The following is a 17706-nucleotide window of genomic DNA, read 5'->3' as shown; positions in this document are numbered from 1 at the left end:
GTACTTTGTCCACCCGACCTATGCCCACCTCCTTCGACCACCTCGACTCGCTGCTGGCGCATGCCGGCGCTGAGATAGACGCTGCCACCGGTGCCGTGCTGGCGCCGCTGCATCTGGCTACCACCTATCAGCGGGATGCCAACGGCGAGTATCCGCGCGGCTACTACTACACCCGCTACGACAACCCCACCCGCGCCCTGCTGGAACGCACGCTGGCGCAGCTGCACGGGGGCGAGGCGGCGGCGTGCTTTGCGTCGGGGCAGGCGGCGACATCGGCGGTGTTTATGGCGCTGCAACCCGGCGACCACGTGTTGGCACCCCTGCGCGTATACACCGGCACCCGCACCCTGCTGAAGGACGTGATGGCCCCCTGGGGCCTGCAATACGACCGCGTGGACATGACCGATCTGGACGCGGTGCACGCCATGCTGCGCCCCGAAACCCGGCTGGTGTGGATAGAGACGCCCAACAACCCCACGCTGGAGCTGACCGACATCGCCCGGCTGGCCGAAGTGCTGCACGCGCGCGGCATTCTGCTGCTGGTGGACGCCACGCTGGCCCCGCCGCCGTTGCAGAGTCCGCTGGACATGGGGGCCGACTTTGTGATGCACAGCACCACGAAGTACCTCTCGGGCCACAGCGATGTGCTGGGCGGGGTGGTGGTAGCGAAGAATGCCACGGGCCTGTTCGAGCGCATGCGCCAGCTGCAACAGCTGATGGGTGGAGTGCCCTCGCCGTTCGACTGCTACCAGACGCTGCGGGGCCTTCGCAGCTTGGGTGCACGGCTGAAAGTGCACTGTGCCAACGCCCAGCACGTGGCCGAAGCGCTGGCTGCTGATCCGCGGGTGACGGCTGTGCATTACCCCGGACTGGACCGTCACCCACAGCGCGCACTGGCGCTGACCCAGCTGCATGGCGGCTTTGGGGGCATGGTGTCGTTTGAGGTGGAAGGGGGCGCGGAAGTGGCGCTGGCTGTGGCAGCACACACGCGGGTATTCACCCGGGCCACGAGTCTGGGCGGGACGGAAAGCCTGATCGAGCACCGGGCCAGTATGGAGGGGCCCGACACTGTGACGGCTCCTGGTCTGCTGCGCATGAGCATTGGGCTGGAACATGCCGACGACCTGATTGCTGACCTGAAGCAGGCGCTTACTGCTGCTATCCGTCCGCTGTGAAAGAGAAGCTGCCGCAGCACCCCGAACGGCTGACACCCACCGAGCAGAAAGACCTGCTGGACGAACTGGTGGCGGTGTTCAACCAGCCGAGCTTCATTCCACCGGACCCGATTTCGGTACCGCATCAGTTCAGCGGAAAGGAGGACATAGAGATAGCGGGCTTTCTGACGGCCACACTGGCTTGGGGTCAGCGGCCCACGATGCTGGCGTCGTCGCGAAAACTGATGGCGCTGATGGATGATGCCCCGGCCGACTTCATTCGCCATGCAGGGCCGGGGGAGTGGGCGCGGGCCGAGGGCTTTGTGCACCGGACGTTCAACAGCACCGATGCCGTGTATTTCTTCCGGGCGCTACAGACGATTTACCGCGACTACGGCGGGCTGGAACAGGTGCTGGCTGGGGCCGTGCGGCCCACAGATGCCGACGTACAGCAGGGGCTGGCGGCACTGCACCGGGTGTTTTTCTCGCTGCCCGAGGCCCCTGCGCGTACGCGCAAACACCTGTCGGATGTGACGCGTGGTGCGGCTGCCAAGCGGCTGAACATGTACCTGCGCTGGATGGTGCGGCAGGACACGGCCGGGGTAGACTTTGGCCTGTGGCGGCGCATACAGCCACGCCAGCTGCTGATACCGCTGGACCTGCACAGCGGCCGCATTGCCCGACGACTGGGCCTGCTGAAGCGCCCACAGGACGACCTGCGGGCCGTGCTGGAACTGACAGAAACACTCAGGGTCTTCGATGACGAAGACCCTGTGAAGTATGACTTTGCGCTCTTTGGGCTGGGGGCCAGCAAGTGGCTGGACGCCTGAACCGGAAACTCAGCCCTGCCTGGCTGCCTCGGCGGCCTTCTTAGCCAGACGGCTGTTGCGGTAGCCGTAGACGAAGTAAACGATGATGCCCAGCAACAGCCAGCCGAAGAACCGCTCCCAGTTGAGGACACTCATCTCGGTCATGAGGTAGAGGCAGGAGAGCATGCCCAGGACAGGTATGAGGGAGTAGCGCTTGCGGACAGCCTGAAGGGTGATCCAGGTGGCGACGATGATGAAAAGGTAGCGGGGGAATCGGGCCCAGAACTCAGCGCCAATTGATTTGGTGGCGTCGTAGCACCAGAGGTTGCGGATAAGGTCGGGCGCGTTGAACCACACCAGGACGATGGTGGCTACATAGCCCAGTGGCAGCCAGATGGCACCATTGACGTAGGGCACACGGAACTTGCTGGGCATGCCACCCTTGGGGTCCTGCTGCATTTTGAGGACACCGCCACAAACGAGCACGAAGGCAAAGAGCGTACCGATGCTGGTGAGGTCCGTGACCTCGGTGAGGTTCATGAACAGGCTGGGGATGGCCACGATGAAGCCAGTGACCAGCGTTGAGAACCAGGGTGTCTGGTACTTGGGGTGTATGCGGCCAAAGATGGGGGGCAGCAGGCCGTCGCGGCTCATGGACATCCAGATGCGGGGCTGACCCATCTGGAATACCAGCAGCACAGAGCTCATGGCCACCACGGCCGACACGGCAATGACGACGATGATGATACGACGGATGGAGGGATCGATGTTGATGTTGCTGAAGACAAAAGCCAGCGGATCGTCTACGCCGAGGGTGTGGTAAGGAGCGATGCCAGTAAGTACCAATGCAACCAGCACGTAGAGGAGCGTGCAGATAATAAGGGCGTAGATCATGGCGCGGGGGAGGTCGCGCTGGGGGTTCTTGCACTCCTCGGCTGTGGTGGAGATGGCATCGAAGCCAATGTATGCGAAGAACACAGCCGACACGCCCGACATCACCCCTGTGAAGCCGTTGGGGGCAAAGGGCGACCAGTTGTCTACGTCGATGAAGAATACGCCAAGGATTATGACGCCCAGTACCACCGCTACTTTGATGGCTACCATGACATTGCCCGCGTTCTTGCTTTCCTTGATGCCGATGAAGACCAGCCAGGTAATGGCAATGACGATAAGCAAGGCGGGGATGTCGGCGATGATACGGAGGCTGCCAAGCTGCGGCGCGTTTACCCAGGCGGCATAGGCTTCCTGCAGGGCCGGCTTCATTGAGGCTAAGGGGGTGCCACTGGCCAGCGCCTTGGACACCTCGTCATAGCCACGTGAGGCACTGAGGTAGTCCATGGTCAGGTATTCAGGGATATGCCAGCCGAAGCCGTGTAAGAGCTCGGTGAAGTAGCCGGACCACGAGATGGCGACGGCGATGTTGCCGATGGCGTACTCCATCAGCAGCGACCAGCCGAGCATCCAGGCGATGATTTCGCCGAAGGAGGCGTAGGCGTAGGTATAGGCGCTGCCACTGATCGGGAGGGCGCTGGCAAACTCGGCGTAACAGAGGGCCGAGAAGCCGCAGGCCACCGCAGTGAACACGAAGAGCAGCGAAACCGCCGGGCCACCTGCCGCAGCAGCATTGCCAATGGTGCTGAAGATACCTGCGCCGACGACGGCGGCGATACCCAGTGCGGTGAGGTCGCGGACGGTGAGCGATTTGCTGAGGGACGCACCCCCGGTTTCGTGGCCATCGCCTCCTTCGGCGAGAATGGCGCTGACATCTTTCCTACGGAACAACTGCATTGCGCCCGAAAATACGGAATTCGGCGGGCGGTGCTAACAACTGGTTGGAAAGGGCTACAAAAAAGCCCCTCCGGGTAGGGAGGGGCTTACAGCTTGTGCGGTGTGGTGGGGTTAGTCGCGGCGCGAACCCAGCAGACGCAGCAGGTACAGGAAGAGGTTGATGAAGTCCAGATACAGGGTAAGAGCACCCATGATGCTGGCTTTCTTGGCTACTTCCGAGTCGGCGTCCATGGTGAGGCCTTCGCGCAGAATCTTCTGCATGTCGTAGGCAGTGAGGGCACAGAACACCAGCACACCAATGATGCTGATAATGAAGCCCATGGTGTCGGACTTAAGGAACCAGTTGACAATGCCTGCGATGATGAGGCCTACGAGGCCCATGATGGCAATGCTGCCCAGCGACGACAGGTCTTTCTTGGTGGTGGCCCCATAGAGTGCCAGTGCACCAAACATGCCCGCTGCGATAAAGAACGTAGCGGCGATGCTGCCAATGGTGTAGATAGCGAAAATGGCACTGAGGCTAACACCCATTACGGCAGCGAAAGCGGCAAAAATGAGTGTGGCGACAGAATAGCTGAAACTGTTGATGCCAAAGGACAACACAAGCATGAATGCCAGAGGCGCCAGCATGATGACCCAGCGCATGATGCCGGTGAAGAGGAAGGCATACTCCTGACGGAGATAGAGATCCGAGGCAATCTGGTAGCCGTCTACCGCTGTAGTGGAGAAGGCCATTGAGAAGAACAGCCAAGCCATGGTGCCCGTGATGGCCAACCCCAGGCCCATGATGGAGAATACCCGGGTGAGGTAGGCATTGATGACATTAACCGGCAGAACTTCTGAGGGGCGGGCATCAGGTGCCCAATTGCCGCCATAGTAGTTGTTCATACGTAGGGAGAGTGATATTGGTCTTGAAGCGTAAAGTAACGAAAGGTTACTGCATGCATAACGTAGAAAAAACGGACGACGTATGCGGTACGCAGCAGTAGGCTTGGTGTCAGAGAGAAGCGAGGAGCTTAGCGGCATTGGTGTGGCCAAGGTCGGCGGCACGGCGGAGGGCAGTGCGGGCCTTGGCCTTGTCGTTGTTGGCCAGGAGGGCTGCGCCGAGGGCGTACTGAGCAGCGGCTTCTTCGTCGGGGGCCAACAGGGTGGGGTCTTGGAGCGCCTGGGTGGCAGCTTCTTGGGCACCCTGCCAGTTGCGGGCATCGGCCATGAGCTCGGCGGCCCAGGCATAGCCGGTGGGGCATTCGGGAAGGCGGCTGGCGGAGAGGCATTCCTGAAGGCCTTCGGTGGTTCGTCCCAGTTCGGCAAGGACTTTCCCGAGGAGTGAGAGGGCCAGGCAGTCGCGGGGCTGGAGTTTCTTCAACTGGGTGAGGTCGACGAGGGCAAGGTCGCGTTTACCCAGTGCGCGGAGCAGGCGTGCGCGCTCGTAGTAGGCGTCGGGCCAGTCAGGCTTGTGAAGGAGCGCATTGCGAAACGCGAGAAGGGCGGTATCGGCACGGCTGGCATACATGGCCAGCAGGGCCTGCTGGTAGTAGAGTTCGGCTTCGCGAAGAGTGCCCAGGCGAGTGATGCCGCTATGCAGGGTTGCCTCACTGTCGAGGCTCTCGTACCAATTGCCGGCAAAGCGGCGGGTAAGTCGCGTCATAAGGTCGGCGGCGGGGCGATACTCCTGGCGTTTGGTGTGGAGGGCTACGAGTTGCTCATAGGCCTCGACAAGGTTGGGGTCGGTGTCTATGGCTTCGTTGAGGAGGCGAATGGCTTCATCGGGCTTGGCGCGCATGACCGAGAAGGTAGCCATTCCCATGAGGTAGCGTGGGTGGCGGGGTTGCAGCTGGTTGATCCGCTCGAGGTCGGCGCGTGCGCGGTCGTTCTCGTTGAGTTCGAGATAGGTTGCGGCGCGCATGCCGAGAAGGGTGCAGGCGCGTTCGGTCTGTTCGGCGCTGAGGGTGCCTTTCGGCATCATGTCGAGGGCACGTGTGACGTACTGGCGGCGCTCAAGGACTTGGACGTCTGGGCCAGTGGCACGGCTGTAGCAGTCGTCGAAGGAAGCGCAGGGCGATTGCGCCATGAGGCATAGAGGCAGCAGGCAGCAGAGAAGCAGAAGCAGACGCATGGCAAGGAGAAAAGGAAGCGAAAGGTAGCAGCCGGAGGCAGGATAAGACTGGCTAAAGGTGGCGAGGGGGCTTGAATAGTTGCTGAAAAACGAAAGCCGCCCTTTCGAGCGGCCTTCAGGCTTTGGTCACCTATCCTTACACAGTCTTTTCATCATGGCTGTTGCCAGCCCTTTTCGGTTGGGTTTGTTCACAGAGGAGAGAACTAACCAACTGACTGATTCAAAACTAGTACGCAGGAAGGCGCAGGTAAATCCCGCATACGGGGTGTTTTGCAGGCCACGAAAGGGGATGCGCAGCTTTTACTAGTTTTGGCAGCCATGAGAACCCATCTGCTGACACTGTGTGCCGCCCTGCTGCTGTGTGCCGCCGGAGTGCAGGCGCAGCAAACCCCTTTTGAGCAGAGCGACAGCCTGCGCACGGCCACCCACGACGAAGTGGTGGTCTGGTACCAGAAACTGGCTAAAACCTACCCTAAACAAGCACGTCTGTATGAAACAGGGCATGACGACGCCGGCCGCCCCATTCATGCCTTTGTTTTGAGCACGGGCGGCGCACTGACGCCTGAGGCCGCCCAAAAAGCGGGTATGCCAGTGGTGCTGATCAACAATGCGATACACCCTGGTGAGCCCGAGGGCGTGGATGCCAGTATGATGCTGGTACGCGACATCCTGACCCAGCCTGCACTGAAGTCCTTGGCTGAGCGTACGGTACTGGTTTTCATACCGATGTACAACGTGAGCGGGGCTTTGAACCAAAGTCGTACCTACCGTGCCAACCAGAATGGGCCTGAGGTGCATGGCTTCCGTGGCAACGCCCGCAACCTGGACCTCAATCGCGACTTCATCAAAGCCGACAGCCGAAATGCGCGTGCGTTTATCACGCTGTTTCAGCAGTGGAAGCCTCATCTGTTTATCGACAACCACACCAGCAATGGAGCCGACTATGCCCATGTGCTGACGCTGCTGTTTACCCAGCGCGACAAGCTGACGCCCGTGCTGGGCCAGTGGCTGAACACACGCTTCCGGCCGGGTGTATACAACCGTGTGGCGGCGGCTGGCTTTCCGGCGTGCCCTTACATGAACACTGTGGGCGAAATACCCGACAGCGGGCTGGTAGAGTTTTACGACTCGCCACGGTATTCGTCGGGCTACGCGGCGCTGTTCAACTGCGTGGGGCTGGTGACTGAAACACATATGCTGAAGCCGTTTCCGCAGCGTGTAATGGCGACTTACCGTATGATGCAGGCCGTGCTGGAAGTGGCCCGCGAGGATGCCAGCCTTCTGGTAGCCAACAAGAAGGCAGCCGATGTTCAGGTAGCACAGCAGCGTGTGCATTACCTGGGGTGGCAGAACGACATGACCTACTGGGAGCCATTCCGGTTCAGTGGATATGAGGCGCGCTACAAGCCCAGCGCGGTGTCGGGGCTGGAGCGGCTGTATTATGACCGCACCCGCCCATGGGTACGCGACATCAAGTACTACACACGGTCGGTGCCGACGGACAGCGCCACTGCGCCTGCCTACTACGTAGTGCCCCAGGCATGGCATCAGGTGGTGGAACTGCTGAAGCTGAGCGGCGTGCAGATGCGCCAGGTGCCTGCCGATGGCAGCATCGAGACCGAGGTGTACTATCTGGACCGATACAACACCCTGCAACGTGCCTACGAAGGCCACTACATGCACAATCAGACCCGCACCCGCAGCCAGCGCATGGCGGTGCAGGTGTTCAAGGGTGACTGGGTGGTGCCCGTTGCGCAGCCCGCCGCCCGCTACATAGTGGAGACACTGGAGCCGCGGGCCTATGACAGTTTCTTCAACTGGAATTTCTTTGACGGCGTGCTGGGGCAGAAAGAATACTTCTCTGCGTATGTGTTTGAGGATGTGGCGGCCAAACTGCTGGCCGAGAACCCCGCCCTGCGTCAGGAGCTGGAAGCCAAGCGTGCGCAGGACAGCACTTTTGCGCGGAGCGCCAACCAGCAGCTGGACTTCGTGTACAAACGCAGCGCCTATTACGAGCCCACGCACAACCGTTACCCGGTGTACCGGCTGAATGCCCTGCCCAAGGGGTGGTGAGAGCGGTAAAGCGCAGCGTTACTTCCGCCAGGCGTCGTCGCGGTAGTCGGGTATGCCGGGGCGGCGGATGGCCTCGGTGTGCAGCAGCTTGACAATCTGCAACTCCAGTGTGACGCCCGTAGCCGTGTGGCGGAAGGCTGTGATGAAACTGCGGTCTGCAATGGGGAAGTTGATGCGTGGCAGCTTGACACCGGGGCCGCGGAGGGCGTCGTAGTGCTGGGTGAGCGCCTGACGCAGTTCGGCACGGAACTCCCAGTAGGCGGGGTCGAGGGGCCAGAGGCGGTCGAGCAGTAGGAGGGTTTCGCGGATGAACCAGGGACCGTCGATGATGGGATCGCGGGGCAGCTGGTCTGCGTCTACCTGTAGCGTGAGCGTGATGGAGTGGCGCAGACAGGCCTGCTGTTCCAGGATAAGGACACGGCCGGGGCCCATGCGCGCTGATTCTGTCTTGAGACTGTCGTCCCAGAGATGATGTGAGAACCAGCGATTGTCAGGGGCTATGAGTGGCCGGAGGTCCTGCCGACGCATGCGGCAGTCATCCTGCGCATGGATAGTGAGGGGCAGGAGAAAGCCTAGTACCAATAGCGGCAGTCTCATTGCGGAATCTGAACCTTGTGGCGCAGGGGTCCATGGCCTTTGCCGAGGCCGGAAGGTGCTTCCCAGATGGCTTCGTGGACGTAGGCTTTGGCCAGGCGCACGGCTTCACGGACGGATTCGCCCATCGCCAGGCGGGCTGCCAGAGCTGACGACAGTGTGCAACCGGTGCCGTGGGTATTGCGGGTGGGCAAAAACGGCAGTTCGTAGCGAGTGGTTTTGCCCTGATGCACGAGGATGTCGACAGACATGGGCGCCTCGGGATTGGGTTCGAGGTGGGCTCCCTTAAGGAGTACCCAGCCGTCGGGAGAGAGGAGGGGCTCCAGCTCGCGGGCGGCCTTGAGGGCTTCCTCGAGCGAGTGAATGGGGCGACCCAGCAGGTGAGCGGCTTCGGGTATATTAGGTGTGATGAGGGTAGCCAGTGGAAAGAGGTCGGCGATGAGTGCCTGAATGGCCTCGGGCTGGAGGAGGATGGCGCCTGAACTGGCTACCATGACGGGGTCGAGCACAACGGGGGTGCCGGGCGCATGCTGTCGGATACTCTGTGCCACCTGACGTACAATGGCAGCGTCGGCGAGCATACCGATTTTAATGGCGGCGACGGGAAAGTCCTGACAGACAGCGGCGATCTGGGCGTCGATGACGGCGAGGTCAACGGGCTGTATGGCAGTGACGCCAAGGGTGTTCTGGGCGGTGATGGCGGTGATGGCGGTAGTGCCGAAGACGCCGTGTGCCTCAAAGGTCTTGAGGTCGGCCTGAATGCCAGCGCCGCCACCCGAGTCGCTTCCGGCGATGGAGAGCACAACGGGGGGCAGCTTGCGGGTATGGAGCATACTGCAAGTTGGGGAGGTTTCAGGAATATTTTTGCAACTATGTTGCGAAAACAGGAAGGGTGGGTATCTTTGTGCAACACTGTTGCTTTGGTTTTTGCAACAGTGTTACCTTTGTTGCCGTATGTGTGCCAAGTCTGCCCCTGAAAAGAACGCAACGCCCAGTCGCTCGTGGCTGGACCGTATTGGCCTTTGGGGGTCGGTAGCGTGCATGATTCACTGCATGGCCATGCCATTTGCGGTGGGCCTTTACAGTGTGAACCCGTTGTTGCACAACCATTGGCTTGATGCCGGTTTTTTTGGGTTGGCGCTGTTTGCCGTGCTGATGGTGAGTCCGCGCACCCGCAATGTGGGTACACAACTGCTGCTGTGGGGCGGGCTGGTGCTGTTTGGCAGCGGTATGCTGTTCGAGACAGAGATACGCTCTTTATTAGGCTTTGGCGAAATACACCTGCTGGGCAGTGTGCTGATTATTGTAGGCCACTGGCGCAACCTTCGTGCGGCCAAATGTGCCATCCCCAGTAAAAAAGTGCGGAGGCTGGGGCCTGCTTCTTCCCCAGCTGCGCAGGCGGCCTAAGCAGAATCGGCAGTACTTATCGCGCCGAAGGCGACTGCAGCTTGCCGCCTGCCATCTTTTCCTCCAGTTGTTGTTGCGCCTGTCGCAGGTCGTAGAGCCCCTGTTCCAGCTGATTGAGGCGTTCGAAAAGCGCATCCGGGCCAGAGAGGTCGGCGGTGATGCGACGCCGCACCTGGAAAATCTGAAGGACATCAGCCAGAGCAACGAGCTGTGTGCCGTAGTCGCGGTTGTCGGACTTGAGGATGAGGGCGTTCTCGGTGCGGGAACGGTCGATAACGCGCTTGACAAGAGCGCCGTCGCGGGTGACGACGACATAGACGCGGTTGTCGCGGAAGCCTTCGGCGTCGACAGGGGTGCAGAGCAGGATGTCGCCGGGCTTGAGGGTGGGCTCCATGCTGTTGCCCATGACGCGCAGGGCTACGCCGCCCCGGATGCCTGGGAAGAGAATGGCGGGGTGCTCTTCGGTGGGGTTGTCATCGACGAAGCCGGAGAGGACGCCTGCGAGAACGTTCTGGTCGAGCAGGGGGATGCGTTCCTCGGTGGGGTTTTCGATAAGCTGCCGGACTGGGCGCGCCAAGGTGGTGGGAGGTGGGCTGGGGTTATGGCCGCGGAGTAGGGCATCGAAAGAGGTGCCGTATCGGACTACGATGAGCTCGAGGGTTTCGAAAGATGGCTTAATCTGGCCCTGCTCAATCTGTGAGAGGCTGGACTGTGCGATGCCGATGGATGCTGCAAACTCCTGCTGGTTGAGGTTGCGGGCCTTTCGGAGTTCGCGGATGCGTGTGCCGAGCTGGTCGAGGTCGCTCATGTAGAATATTGTCAGTGCGAATAACGCGAAAAGGGTGCGGTAATCTTATAGGTGGGTTTGATAATTGGGCACAGGGAATAAAACGCCTTTGAGGCTGTATGTGAGCAACCGAGATGTTGGGTAAAGCGGTAAATTTCGAGGATAAGCAAGGGTGACGGCCCCCGCACGCGCTGCATGGCAGAGGAAACAAACACCACGTACGAACCTACCGACCCAGGACTGACGGGCGAGGCCCTGCCACAGGTAGAGCTTGACCGTCTGTGGATGTTGGCAACGGCCATGGCCGCCGCCGCCGGGAATGGGATAGTGCTGATGGATGCAGAGGGGACATTCCTGCGATACAATGCGTTGGCGCGTACGCTGCTGACAGACGCCAAGCGCGGGGGGCGCCCACCCAGAAGTCTGGAGACGCTGTTGCCGGACTCTGTGGCCTCGGTGTTGGAGAAAATAGCTCTGATGACCCCATTTGCCGATCCGCTTGACGTCGCGCTGATGACGCCGAAAGGCCGTCAGTTGCGGGGCCGGCTGATGCAACTGGCACCCGGAACAGTGGTATTGCTGCTGCCCAAGCCTACACAGGAGTCGGCGGGCGACATGGTGGCCCAGGCGCAGATACGTGCCTTGGCCAATCAGACACCCTATTTTACGGTTCTGTTCCGTCAGGATGGGCGGTGCATGGGCGCGCTGGCGCAGCGCCAGGGCGAAGACATACCGCCACTGGAAAACTGGTTTGGCGAGCTGGCAGAGTCGATTTTCGCCTCTACATCGGTGTCGCGGCTGCGGCAAGGCCTGTTGCAGGCTGGGGAGACGGGCGAGATGGTGGAAGTGCCCGTGACGCTGGCTGGCGGCGTGATGGGGCAGGGGGTATATACATGCCGGATTGTCAGCACCGCCCCCGGTGAGGTGGCTTGCATTTTTCTTTCCAAGCACGAAGACCGAGAAGCGGCCAGCAATCTTCGACAGCAGGTGATGCTGCATGGCAAAGCCCTGCGCAGTGCGCGGCTGGGCTGGGCCGAATATGACCACGGCACCGGCATGGTGCATCTGTCGGACGAAGTGTGCCGGCTGCTGAACATACTGGGCACCCAGCGGTACTTTGCGCCGCGCGAGCTTGTGAAGTATCTGCCGTTTGAGGAACTGGAGCAGCTGAAGCGGCATGCGCTGCGACTGGTGGAGAAAGGCCTGCCGTTTGTTCAGCTACTGACCCAGACGCAGGGCGATACCGTAGTGCGCTGTCTTCAGATGTCGGCGCAGCCAGCCTATGATACCTCGCAAAAGCTGCGGGGCGCATTTGTGACGTTGCAGGATGTGTCGGAGCGCCGGGCGCAGGAAAGCTCACTGCGGCAGCGGGAAGGACAGCTGCGTACCGAACTGCAACAGCTGCAGAAGGCTTCGGTGCTGGCAGGTATTGGCTCGTGGGACTACAGCCTGACCTACGACCGGATTGTCTGGAGCCAGGAGGCGCTGCGGGTGCTGGCGCTGGACAACAGCCAGATGCCAGAGCGGATTGAGGACTTGATTGGCGTAATGGAGGAGCAGTATCAGGACCTGCTGCGCGAGCGTCTTGGTAGAGCCCTGCGAGGCGAAGGGCCAGTGTCGGTGGAAGTTGAGGTGCTGTTGGGCGATGATCTTTCGGTGCCAGTACGTATCGGGTGCTCGCCGATACTGATGAACGGCATGGTGGAAGGCCTGACCGGCTATGTGCAGCGGGTGACGATGGGCGGCACTGACATAAGTGCCCGTATGCAGGAGCAGGGGCTATTGAGCCTTCTGGACCAGCTGAGTATTCCGCTGATGTGGCTGGACTCGGCAGGAAACATCAGTCTGGCAAACCGTGCGGCGGCCCGTATACTGGGTACGGTGTCGGAGGAGATAGCCGGGGAGCCAATCGGACAACTGGTGCCGGACCTCCACGACTTTCAATGGCTGCGTAACCGAGAAGCGGGCCGACGGACAATGAGTTTCCGGTCGCCAGTGAACGAGGCCGATTACTTTGTGCACCTGGAGCCGATACGTGGGGTGACGGGCATGCCGGGGTGGTCGCTGCGGTTTCAACTGAAGCGGCCCGACTTTCAAGGCGATGTGGCCGAGGGCTTACTGGGAGCGGGCATTGGCAGTCTGGTACAGCAGCTGCCAGTAGCGATTTTTGAGCTGGACAGTGATGGCTGTGTGCGGCTGATGACCGGGCAGTTGATGCAGGTATTGCAGACAGGAGCGCAGGTGATTGGTCAGCGAATGGAAGAAATGGTAGGCGATCCCTCGTTGGTGGAGCCGATACGGCAACTGCTGGATGGGAAGGTGGAAGACACCCACTGGCTGTTCCCGTTCCGGGGCGAGTGGATAGAGGCTCGGGCTCAGGTGCGACGCGATGTGCAGGGGCAGATTTCAGGTGTAATTGGCGTGGCCCAGTTGGTGACCGAGCGCATAGAAGTGGAGCGCAGCCTCATCGAAAGCCGAGAGCGGTTTCAGGGGCTCGTGGCGCATTCCTACGACCTCATACTTGTGCTGGACGCTGATGGGGTAATCACGTATGTGAGCCCTGTGACCTGGCATTTTCTGGGCTGTGGAGAGAGCGAACTACTGGGGCGGCCGCTGCTGGAGTTTGTGCATCCTGACGACCGTACGTGGGTACGGCTGCGGTTTACGCAACTGGGCAGCAATGCCAACGGCGTGGATACAGTGGAGTACCGCCTGCGGCACAGCGCAGGGCATTATCTGGCTGTTGAAACCATTGCGACCAACCAACTGGGGAACCCGTCGATACAGGGATTGGTGCTGAACAACCGCGATATCACTGACCGGAAGCGGTATGAAGACGCGCTGCGGAAGCAGGAGACGATTCTGGCCGAAGCACAACAGCTGTCGAAGATTGGCAACTATGAGATATTGCCGGAAACGGGGTCGGTATACTGGTCAGAGGAAATGTACCGGGTGTTTCGCTATCCCTTTGGGCGTGCGCCTCTGACTGGGGACCAGTTCTTCCTGTTGATACATCCGGATGACATTGATACACTGCGGAAAGCCATTCGGCAGGTGTATCGTGGCAAAGCGTCGGAGGAGGGTGTGGCGGAGTTTCGGCTGGCCCAGCCCGATGGTGATGGCCAGGTAGTGTGGCTACAGGGCCGTATGCGGGTAGCGGGGCGCACTGAAAGTGGGGCTACGCGTTTGGTGGGCACAGTGCAGGACATCACGGCACAGAAGCAGGTGGAGCAGGCTCTGCGGGAGAGCCAGGAGATGATGCGGGTGATTTATGAAGATGGGGCTGACGCATTGTTCATCGTGAACCAGCAGACCCGCCTCATTGTAGACTGCAACCAACGGGCGGTGCAGATGTTTGAGGCCGACTCTAAGGCCGAGCTGAAAGGTAAGTGGGGCGTATCGATGCACGCCGAACCGATGTCGCCCGCGGAGATATCCGCGGCTGAAGAAATCGTGAACGAGGGCGGTGTGTTCCAGATGGAAGTTCATTACCGGACGTTCAAGGGCAATTACTTCTGGGGGGCGCTGGCGGTCAAGAACATCCACTTCGGAAAAGAGCAACTGCAGATCGTGCGGGTGAACGATATCACGGCGCAGCGCGAGATTGTGAATGCCCGGGTTGAAACCGAACGCCTGTTCCAAGCCATCTTCAATGGTTCGGCCGATGCACTGTTCCTGGTTGATGACCGGACGATGGTGCTGGAAGACTTCAACACCCGTGCAATGGAGATGTTTGGGGTGCGGGGCAATCGGGATGCCGCGCTCCTGCGGCGCATTGTGCTGAGGCCTCTGGTGGAACGCCTGGCCGAAAGCAACAACCTCCGGGGGCAGTTGGAAACAATACTGGATGAAGAAGAGGAGTTTTCGACCGTGACGGGCGAGGTGTTCTGGGGCTCGCTTGCGGTAAAGCGCATCACAGTAGTAACGCGCAGTTTTCTGCTGGTGCGCATTACCGACATCACAGAGCGGCGGCGGGCACAGTCGGCACTGGCCGAAGCAGAAGAACGTTACCGCAGTATCTACCAGAACTCGGTGGAGGGTATTTTCCGGTCGTCGCTGGAGGGCCAAGTGCTGATGCTGAACCCGACGATGGCTCGCCTGCATGGCTATGACACTGCCGAGGCGTTTCTGGCCGACATCAACAACCTGGCCACCCAGGTATATGCTGATCCGGCAGCCCGTACGTTGCTGATTGACACCCTGATGACCGAGGGACGCGTGCAGGGCTATGAATTTGAAATCATCCGGAAGGACAAAGAGCGAATCTGGGTGTCGGAGAATGCGCGGCTGGTGCGTGACATAGACGGCAAGCCCCTGTTTATCGAAGGGACCGTGCAGGATATCACTGCCCGCAAGCGTGCAGAGGCCGCCTTGCGGAATGCCGAAGAGCTGTACCGGACCATCTTCGAAAACGCCGTAGAGGGAATGTTCCAGACGTCGACCGACGGGCTGATACTGAATATCAACCAGACATTCGCTGAGATACTGGGATATGACAGCCCTGAGCAGCTGATGCAGGTGACAGAGGGCCGTATCGTGAAGTTGTATCCCGACCCGGCCATCCGCAACCGCGTAGTGAGCGACCTGTTGCATGACAACAAGGTGCATACGTATGAATACCTTCTGACGCGCTATAAAGACGGGGAGTCGGTGTGGGTGGAGCAGCAGATCCGGGCGGTGCCGGATTCGGTTTCGGGGGAGGTGGCATTTCTGGAGGGGTCGATTGTGGACATAACCCAGCGCAAACTGGCGGAGATATCGCTGGCGGAGAGCGAGTCGCGCTTCCGATCGCTTGCCGAGAACTCGCCCGACTTCATCATCATTGCCAATGCGGAAACCTGGGAGGTAACGTACTGCAACCGTGCCGAGCTGTGTGGGCATGATGTAGGGGTAAACATGCAAGGCGATGTGTTTCTGGGCCATACACACCCAGATGATCTGGTTGTGATGCTGGAACGACGCCGGGCCCTGTTGCGCAAGCCGCATGGTGCCCATATGGAAATGGAATTGCGCTACCGCAACGCGGCAGGCAAGTGGGAGTGGCTGCACAGCCGCGAGACCCCGCTGCGGATTGGCACGGATGGCCGGGTGAAAGAACTGTTGGCCAACGTAACGGTCATTACCGAGCGTAAGCAGAAAGACGAAGCCCTGCGCCGCTCTGAGAGCCTGTATAGAACGCTGGTGCAGCACTTCCCGGGAGGGTCGGTGTTCCTGTTTGACCTGAACAAGCGTTTTCTGGTGGCAGGGGGGCAGCTGCTGGAAGAACTGGGGCTGGATCGCCGCGACATGGAAGGCCGCCCAGTGGAGCGTGTACTTACGCCAGAGTTGTACCGGCCTTTGGCGCGGTATTTCGACATTGCCCTGCTGCGCGAGCCCGCAGTAAATGAACTGGCCTTGAATGGCCGCTTTTACCGCGTGCACACAGTGCCGGTGAAAAACTCGGAGGGGGTGGTGTTTGCCGGTGTGCTGATGCTGCAGGATGTAACCGACCTTCGGAAGGCACTGAATGCGTTGGCCGAGAGTGAGGTGCGCTTCCGGGCCATTTTTGAGTCGGCACCGATAGGTATCGGCATCTGGTCGCGCGACGGAGCGCTGAAGCAGGTAAACTCGGCGCTGTGTCAACTGCTGGGCTACAGCGAAGACGACCTGCTGACGATGAACATCCGGGAGATTTCGTACCTGGAAGATGTGAGCCTGGAAGAGCGGTCATTGCAACAGCTGATGAACGGTGAGATTGCCTCTTACCAACTGGAGAAGCGCTGTGTGCGACGGGATGGCGGGCTCATTTGGGTAAAAATGACGGTAACACACCTGACCGATCAGCCGACTGGCCTGATACGCGGCCTTGCGCTGCTGGAAGACATTACCGAGCGGGTAGCTGCCGAGCAGGCGTTGCGTTCGAGTGAAGAGCGCTTCAGGGCGCTGCTGCAAAACTCGTCTGACATCATCATGACCTTTGATGAGAAAGGCATCTGTCGGTATGTGACGCCTGCGGTGCAGCGGATTTTGCAATACGAGCCAGTGGAACTGGTAGGCAGCGATCTGCTGTCGCTCATCCATCCGTCTGAGCTTCCGACGTTTGAGCAGGCGATGACCCGGGCGCTGTTAAATCCTGCCGAGACCATTGCAGTAGAATTCAGGATGCGGAAGAAGGATGGTAACTGGGCCTACTTTGAGGCGCAGGGCACCAACCTTTTGTCGAACGAAGGGGTGGGGGCCATCGTAGCGAACCTGCGCGACATTGCAGACCGCAAGAGCGCGGAAGACCGCCTGCGGGCTTCTGTGCGAGAGAAGGAAGTGCTGTTGCAGGAGATTTACCACCGAGTGAAGAACAACCTGCAGGTGGTGTCGAGTCTGCTGGAGTTTCAGAGCGACAGCACCGAGGACGAGCGGGTGGTGGCGCTGCTGCGCGAGTCGCAGGCGCGTATCTACTCGATAGCGTTGGTGCACGAGAAGCTTTACCAGAGCCGTGACCTGCATAACATCGAGTTCGACGAGTATGTGTCGAACCTGCTGGCGTACATCTCGCAGACCTTTGGCAATGACCAGCCAGTGGCGTTTCAGGTTGATGTGCAACCCGTGTTGATGGACCTGGACAAGGCCATGCGGCTGGGACTCATCATCAATGAACTGATATCGAATGCGCTGAAGTATGCCTTCCCGAACAACCAGCCCGGTACAATCCGGGTAGAAGCCGAGTCGGTGGAGGGCCAACTGGTATCGCTGCGCATTTCGGACAACGGGATTGGCCTGCCTGCCGATTTCAAGATTGAACAGGCAACATCATTGGGTCTGCGCCTGGTGACCATGATTACGCGCCAGTTACAGGCGAAACTAGTGGTGCATACCGACGAGAAGGGGAGCCAGTTTGAGCTGCATTTTGGCAAAACCGACACCCCGCAGCCCCGGGTAGAGATACCGATGGAGTCCTGAGGGCGGGGTTTTTTGGCTAGTTTTGCCCACCATTAGTTCTGGTAA

At 60.1% G+C, this 17706-nt stretch carries 11 protein-coding genes; 5 read left to right on the top strand and 6 right to left on the bottom strand.

The features are described 5' to 3' along the window. The first annotated feature begins 20 nt into the window (after positions 1 to 20). Together AC2D8O_RS12455 and AC2D8O_RS12450 are read left to right on the top strand one after the other, a co-directional pair. Complete coding sequence (locus tag AC2D8O_RS12455; protein ID WP_484679157.1) at positions 21 to 1175, top strand: trans-sulfuration enzyme family protein; 1155 nt, start codon at positions 21 to 23, stop codon at positions 1173 to 1175. Continuing rightward, positions 1172 to 1984, top strand: coding sequence for a TIGR02757 family protein (locus AC2D8O_RS12450; protein ID WP_484679156.1), 813 nt, complete (start codon positions 1172 to 1174; stop codon positions 1982 to 1984). Before AC2D8O_RS12455 ends, AC2D8O_RS12450 begins: the two co-directional genes overlap by 4 nt. Positions 1985 to 1993: 9 nt before the next feature. Here AC2D8O_RS12450 and AC2D8O_RS12445 read toward each other — a convergent pair whose 3' ends face one another. The 3 genes from AC2D8O_RS12445 to AC2D8O_RS12435 form a co-directional block, all read right to left on the bottom strand. Next, complete coding sequence (locus AC2D8O_RS12445; RefSeq protein WP_484679155.1) at positions 1994 to 3751, bottom strand: amino acid permease; 1758 nt, start codon at positions 3749 to 3751, stop codon at positions 1994 to 1996. 111 nt (positions 3752 to 3862) lie between these two features. After that, a complete protein-coding gene (locus AC2D8O_RS12440; RefSeq protein ID WP_484679154.1) occupies positions 3863 to 4639 on the bottom strand; it encodes a Bax inhibitor-1/YccA family protein in 777 nt (258 codons plus the stop codon). A gap of 109 nt (positions 4640 to 4748) precedes the next feature. After that, a complete protein-coding gene (locus AC2D8O_RS12435) occupies positions 4749 to 5867 on the bottom strand; it encodes a tetratricopeptide repeat protein (protein ID WP_484679153.1) in 1119 nt (372 codons plus the stop codon). A gap of 318 nt (positions 5868 to 6185) precedes the next feature. Here AC2D8O_RS12435 and AC2D8O_RS12430 point away from each other — a divergent pair, with 318 nt between their 5' ends. Next, positions 6186 to 7940 (top strand): M14 family metallopeptidase, encoded by a 1755-nt coding sequence (locus AC2D8O_RS12430; protein WP_484679152.1) that lies wholly within the window; start codon positions 6186 to 6188, stop codon positions 7938 to 7940. Positions 7941 to 7958: 18 nt separating this feature from the next. On the opposite strand, the gene AC2D8O_RS12425 is transcribed toward AC2D8O_RS12430, so the two are convergent. Both AC2D8O_RS12425 and thiD read right to left on the bottom strand, forming a co-directional pair. Then, the gene (locus tag AC2D8O_RS12425; RefSeq protein WP_484679151.1) at positions 7959 to 8537 is read right to left on the bottom strand and encodes a hypothetical protein; all 579 of its coding nucleotides are present in this window, start codon (positions 8535 to 8537) and stop codon (positions 7959 to 7961) included. After that, the gene (gene thiD / locus AC2D8O_RS12420) at positions 8534 to 9367 is read right to left on the bottom strand and encodes a bifunctional hydroxymethylpyrimidine kinase/phosphomethylpyrimidine kinase (protein ID WP_484679150.1); all 834 of its coding nucleotides are present in this window, start codon (positions 9365 to 9367) and stop codon (positions 8534 to 8536) included. Before thiD ends, AC2D8O_RS12425 begins: the two co-directional genes overlap by 4 nt. Positions 9368 to 9488: 121 nt before the next feature. On the opposite strand from thiD, the gene AC2D8O_RS12415 reads away from it, so the two are divergent. Beyond that, a complete protein-coding gene (locus AC2D8O_RS12415) occupies positions 9489 to 9941 on the top strand; it encodes a MerC domain-containing protein (RefSeq protein WP_484679149.1) in 453 nt (150 codons plus the stop codon). A gap of 16 nt (positions 9942 to 9957) precedes the next feature. Here AC2D8O_RS12415 and AC2D8O_RS12410 read toward each other — a convergent pair whose 3' ends face one another. Continuing rightward, on the bottom strand, positions 9958 to 10749 hold the full coding sequence (locus AC2D8O_RS12410; RefSeq protein WP_484679148.1) for an XRE family transcriptional regulator: 792 nt from the start codon (positions 10747 to 10749) through the stop codon (positions 9958 to 9960). 174 nt (positions 10750 to 10923) lie between these two features. Between AC2D8O_RS12410 and AC2D8O_RS12405 the strand changes: the two genes are divergently transcribed. Continuing rightward, positions 10924 to 17661 carry a PAS domain S-box protein gene (locus AC2D8O_RS12405; protein WP_484679147.1) on the top strand — a complete coding sequence of 2246 codons (6738 nt, stop codon included), beginning with the start codon at positions 10924 to 10926 and terminating at the stop codon, positions 17659 to 17661. Positions 17662 to 17706: the final 45 nt, after the last annotated feature.

It is taken from the genome of Pontibacter sp. T17 (genome assembly GCF_057219875.1).
Note: the sequence above shows the minus strand (reverse complement) of the source record. Positions and strands in the feature narration are given on the sequence as shown.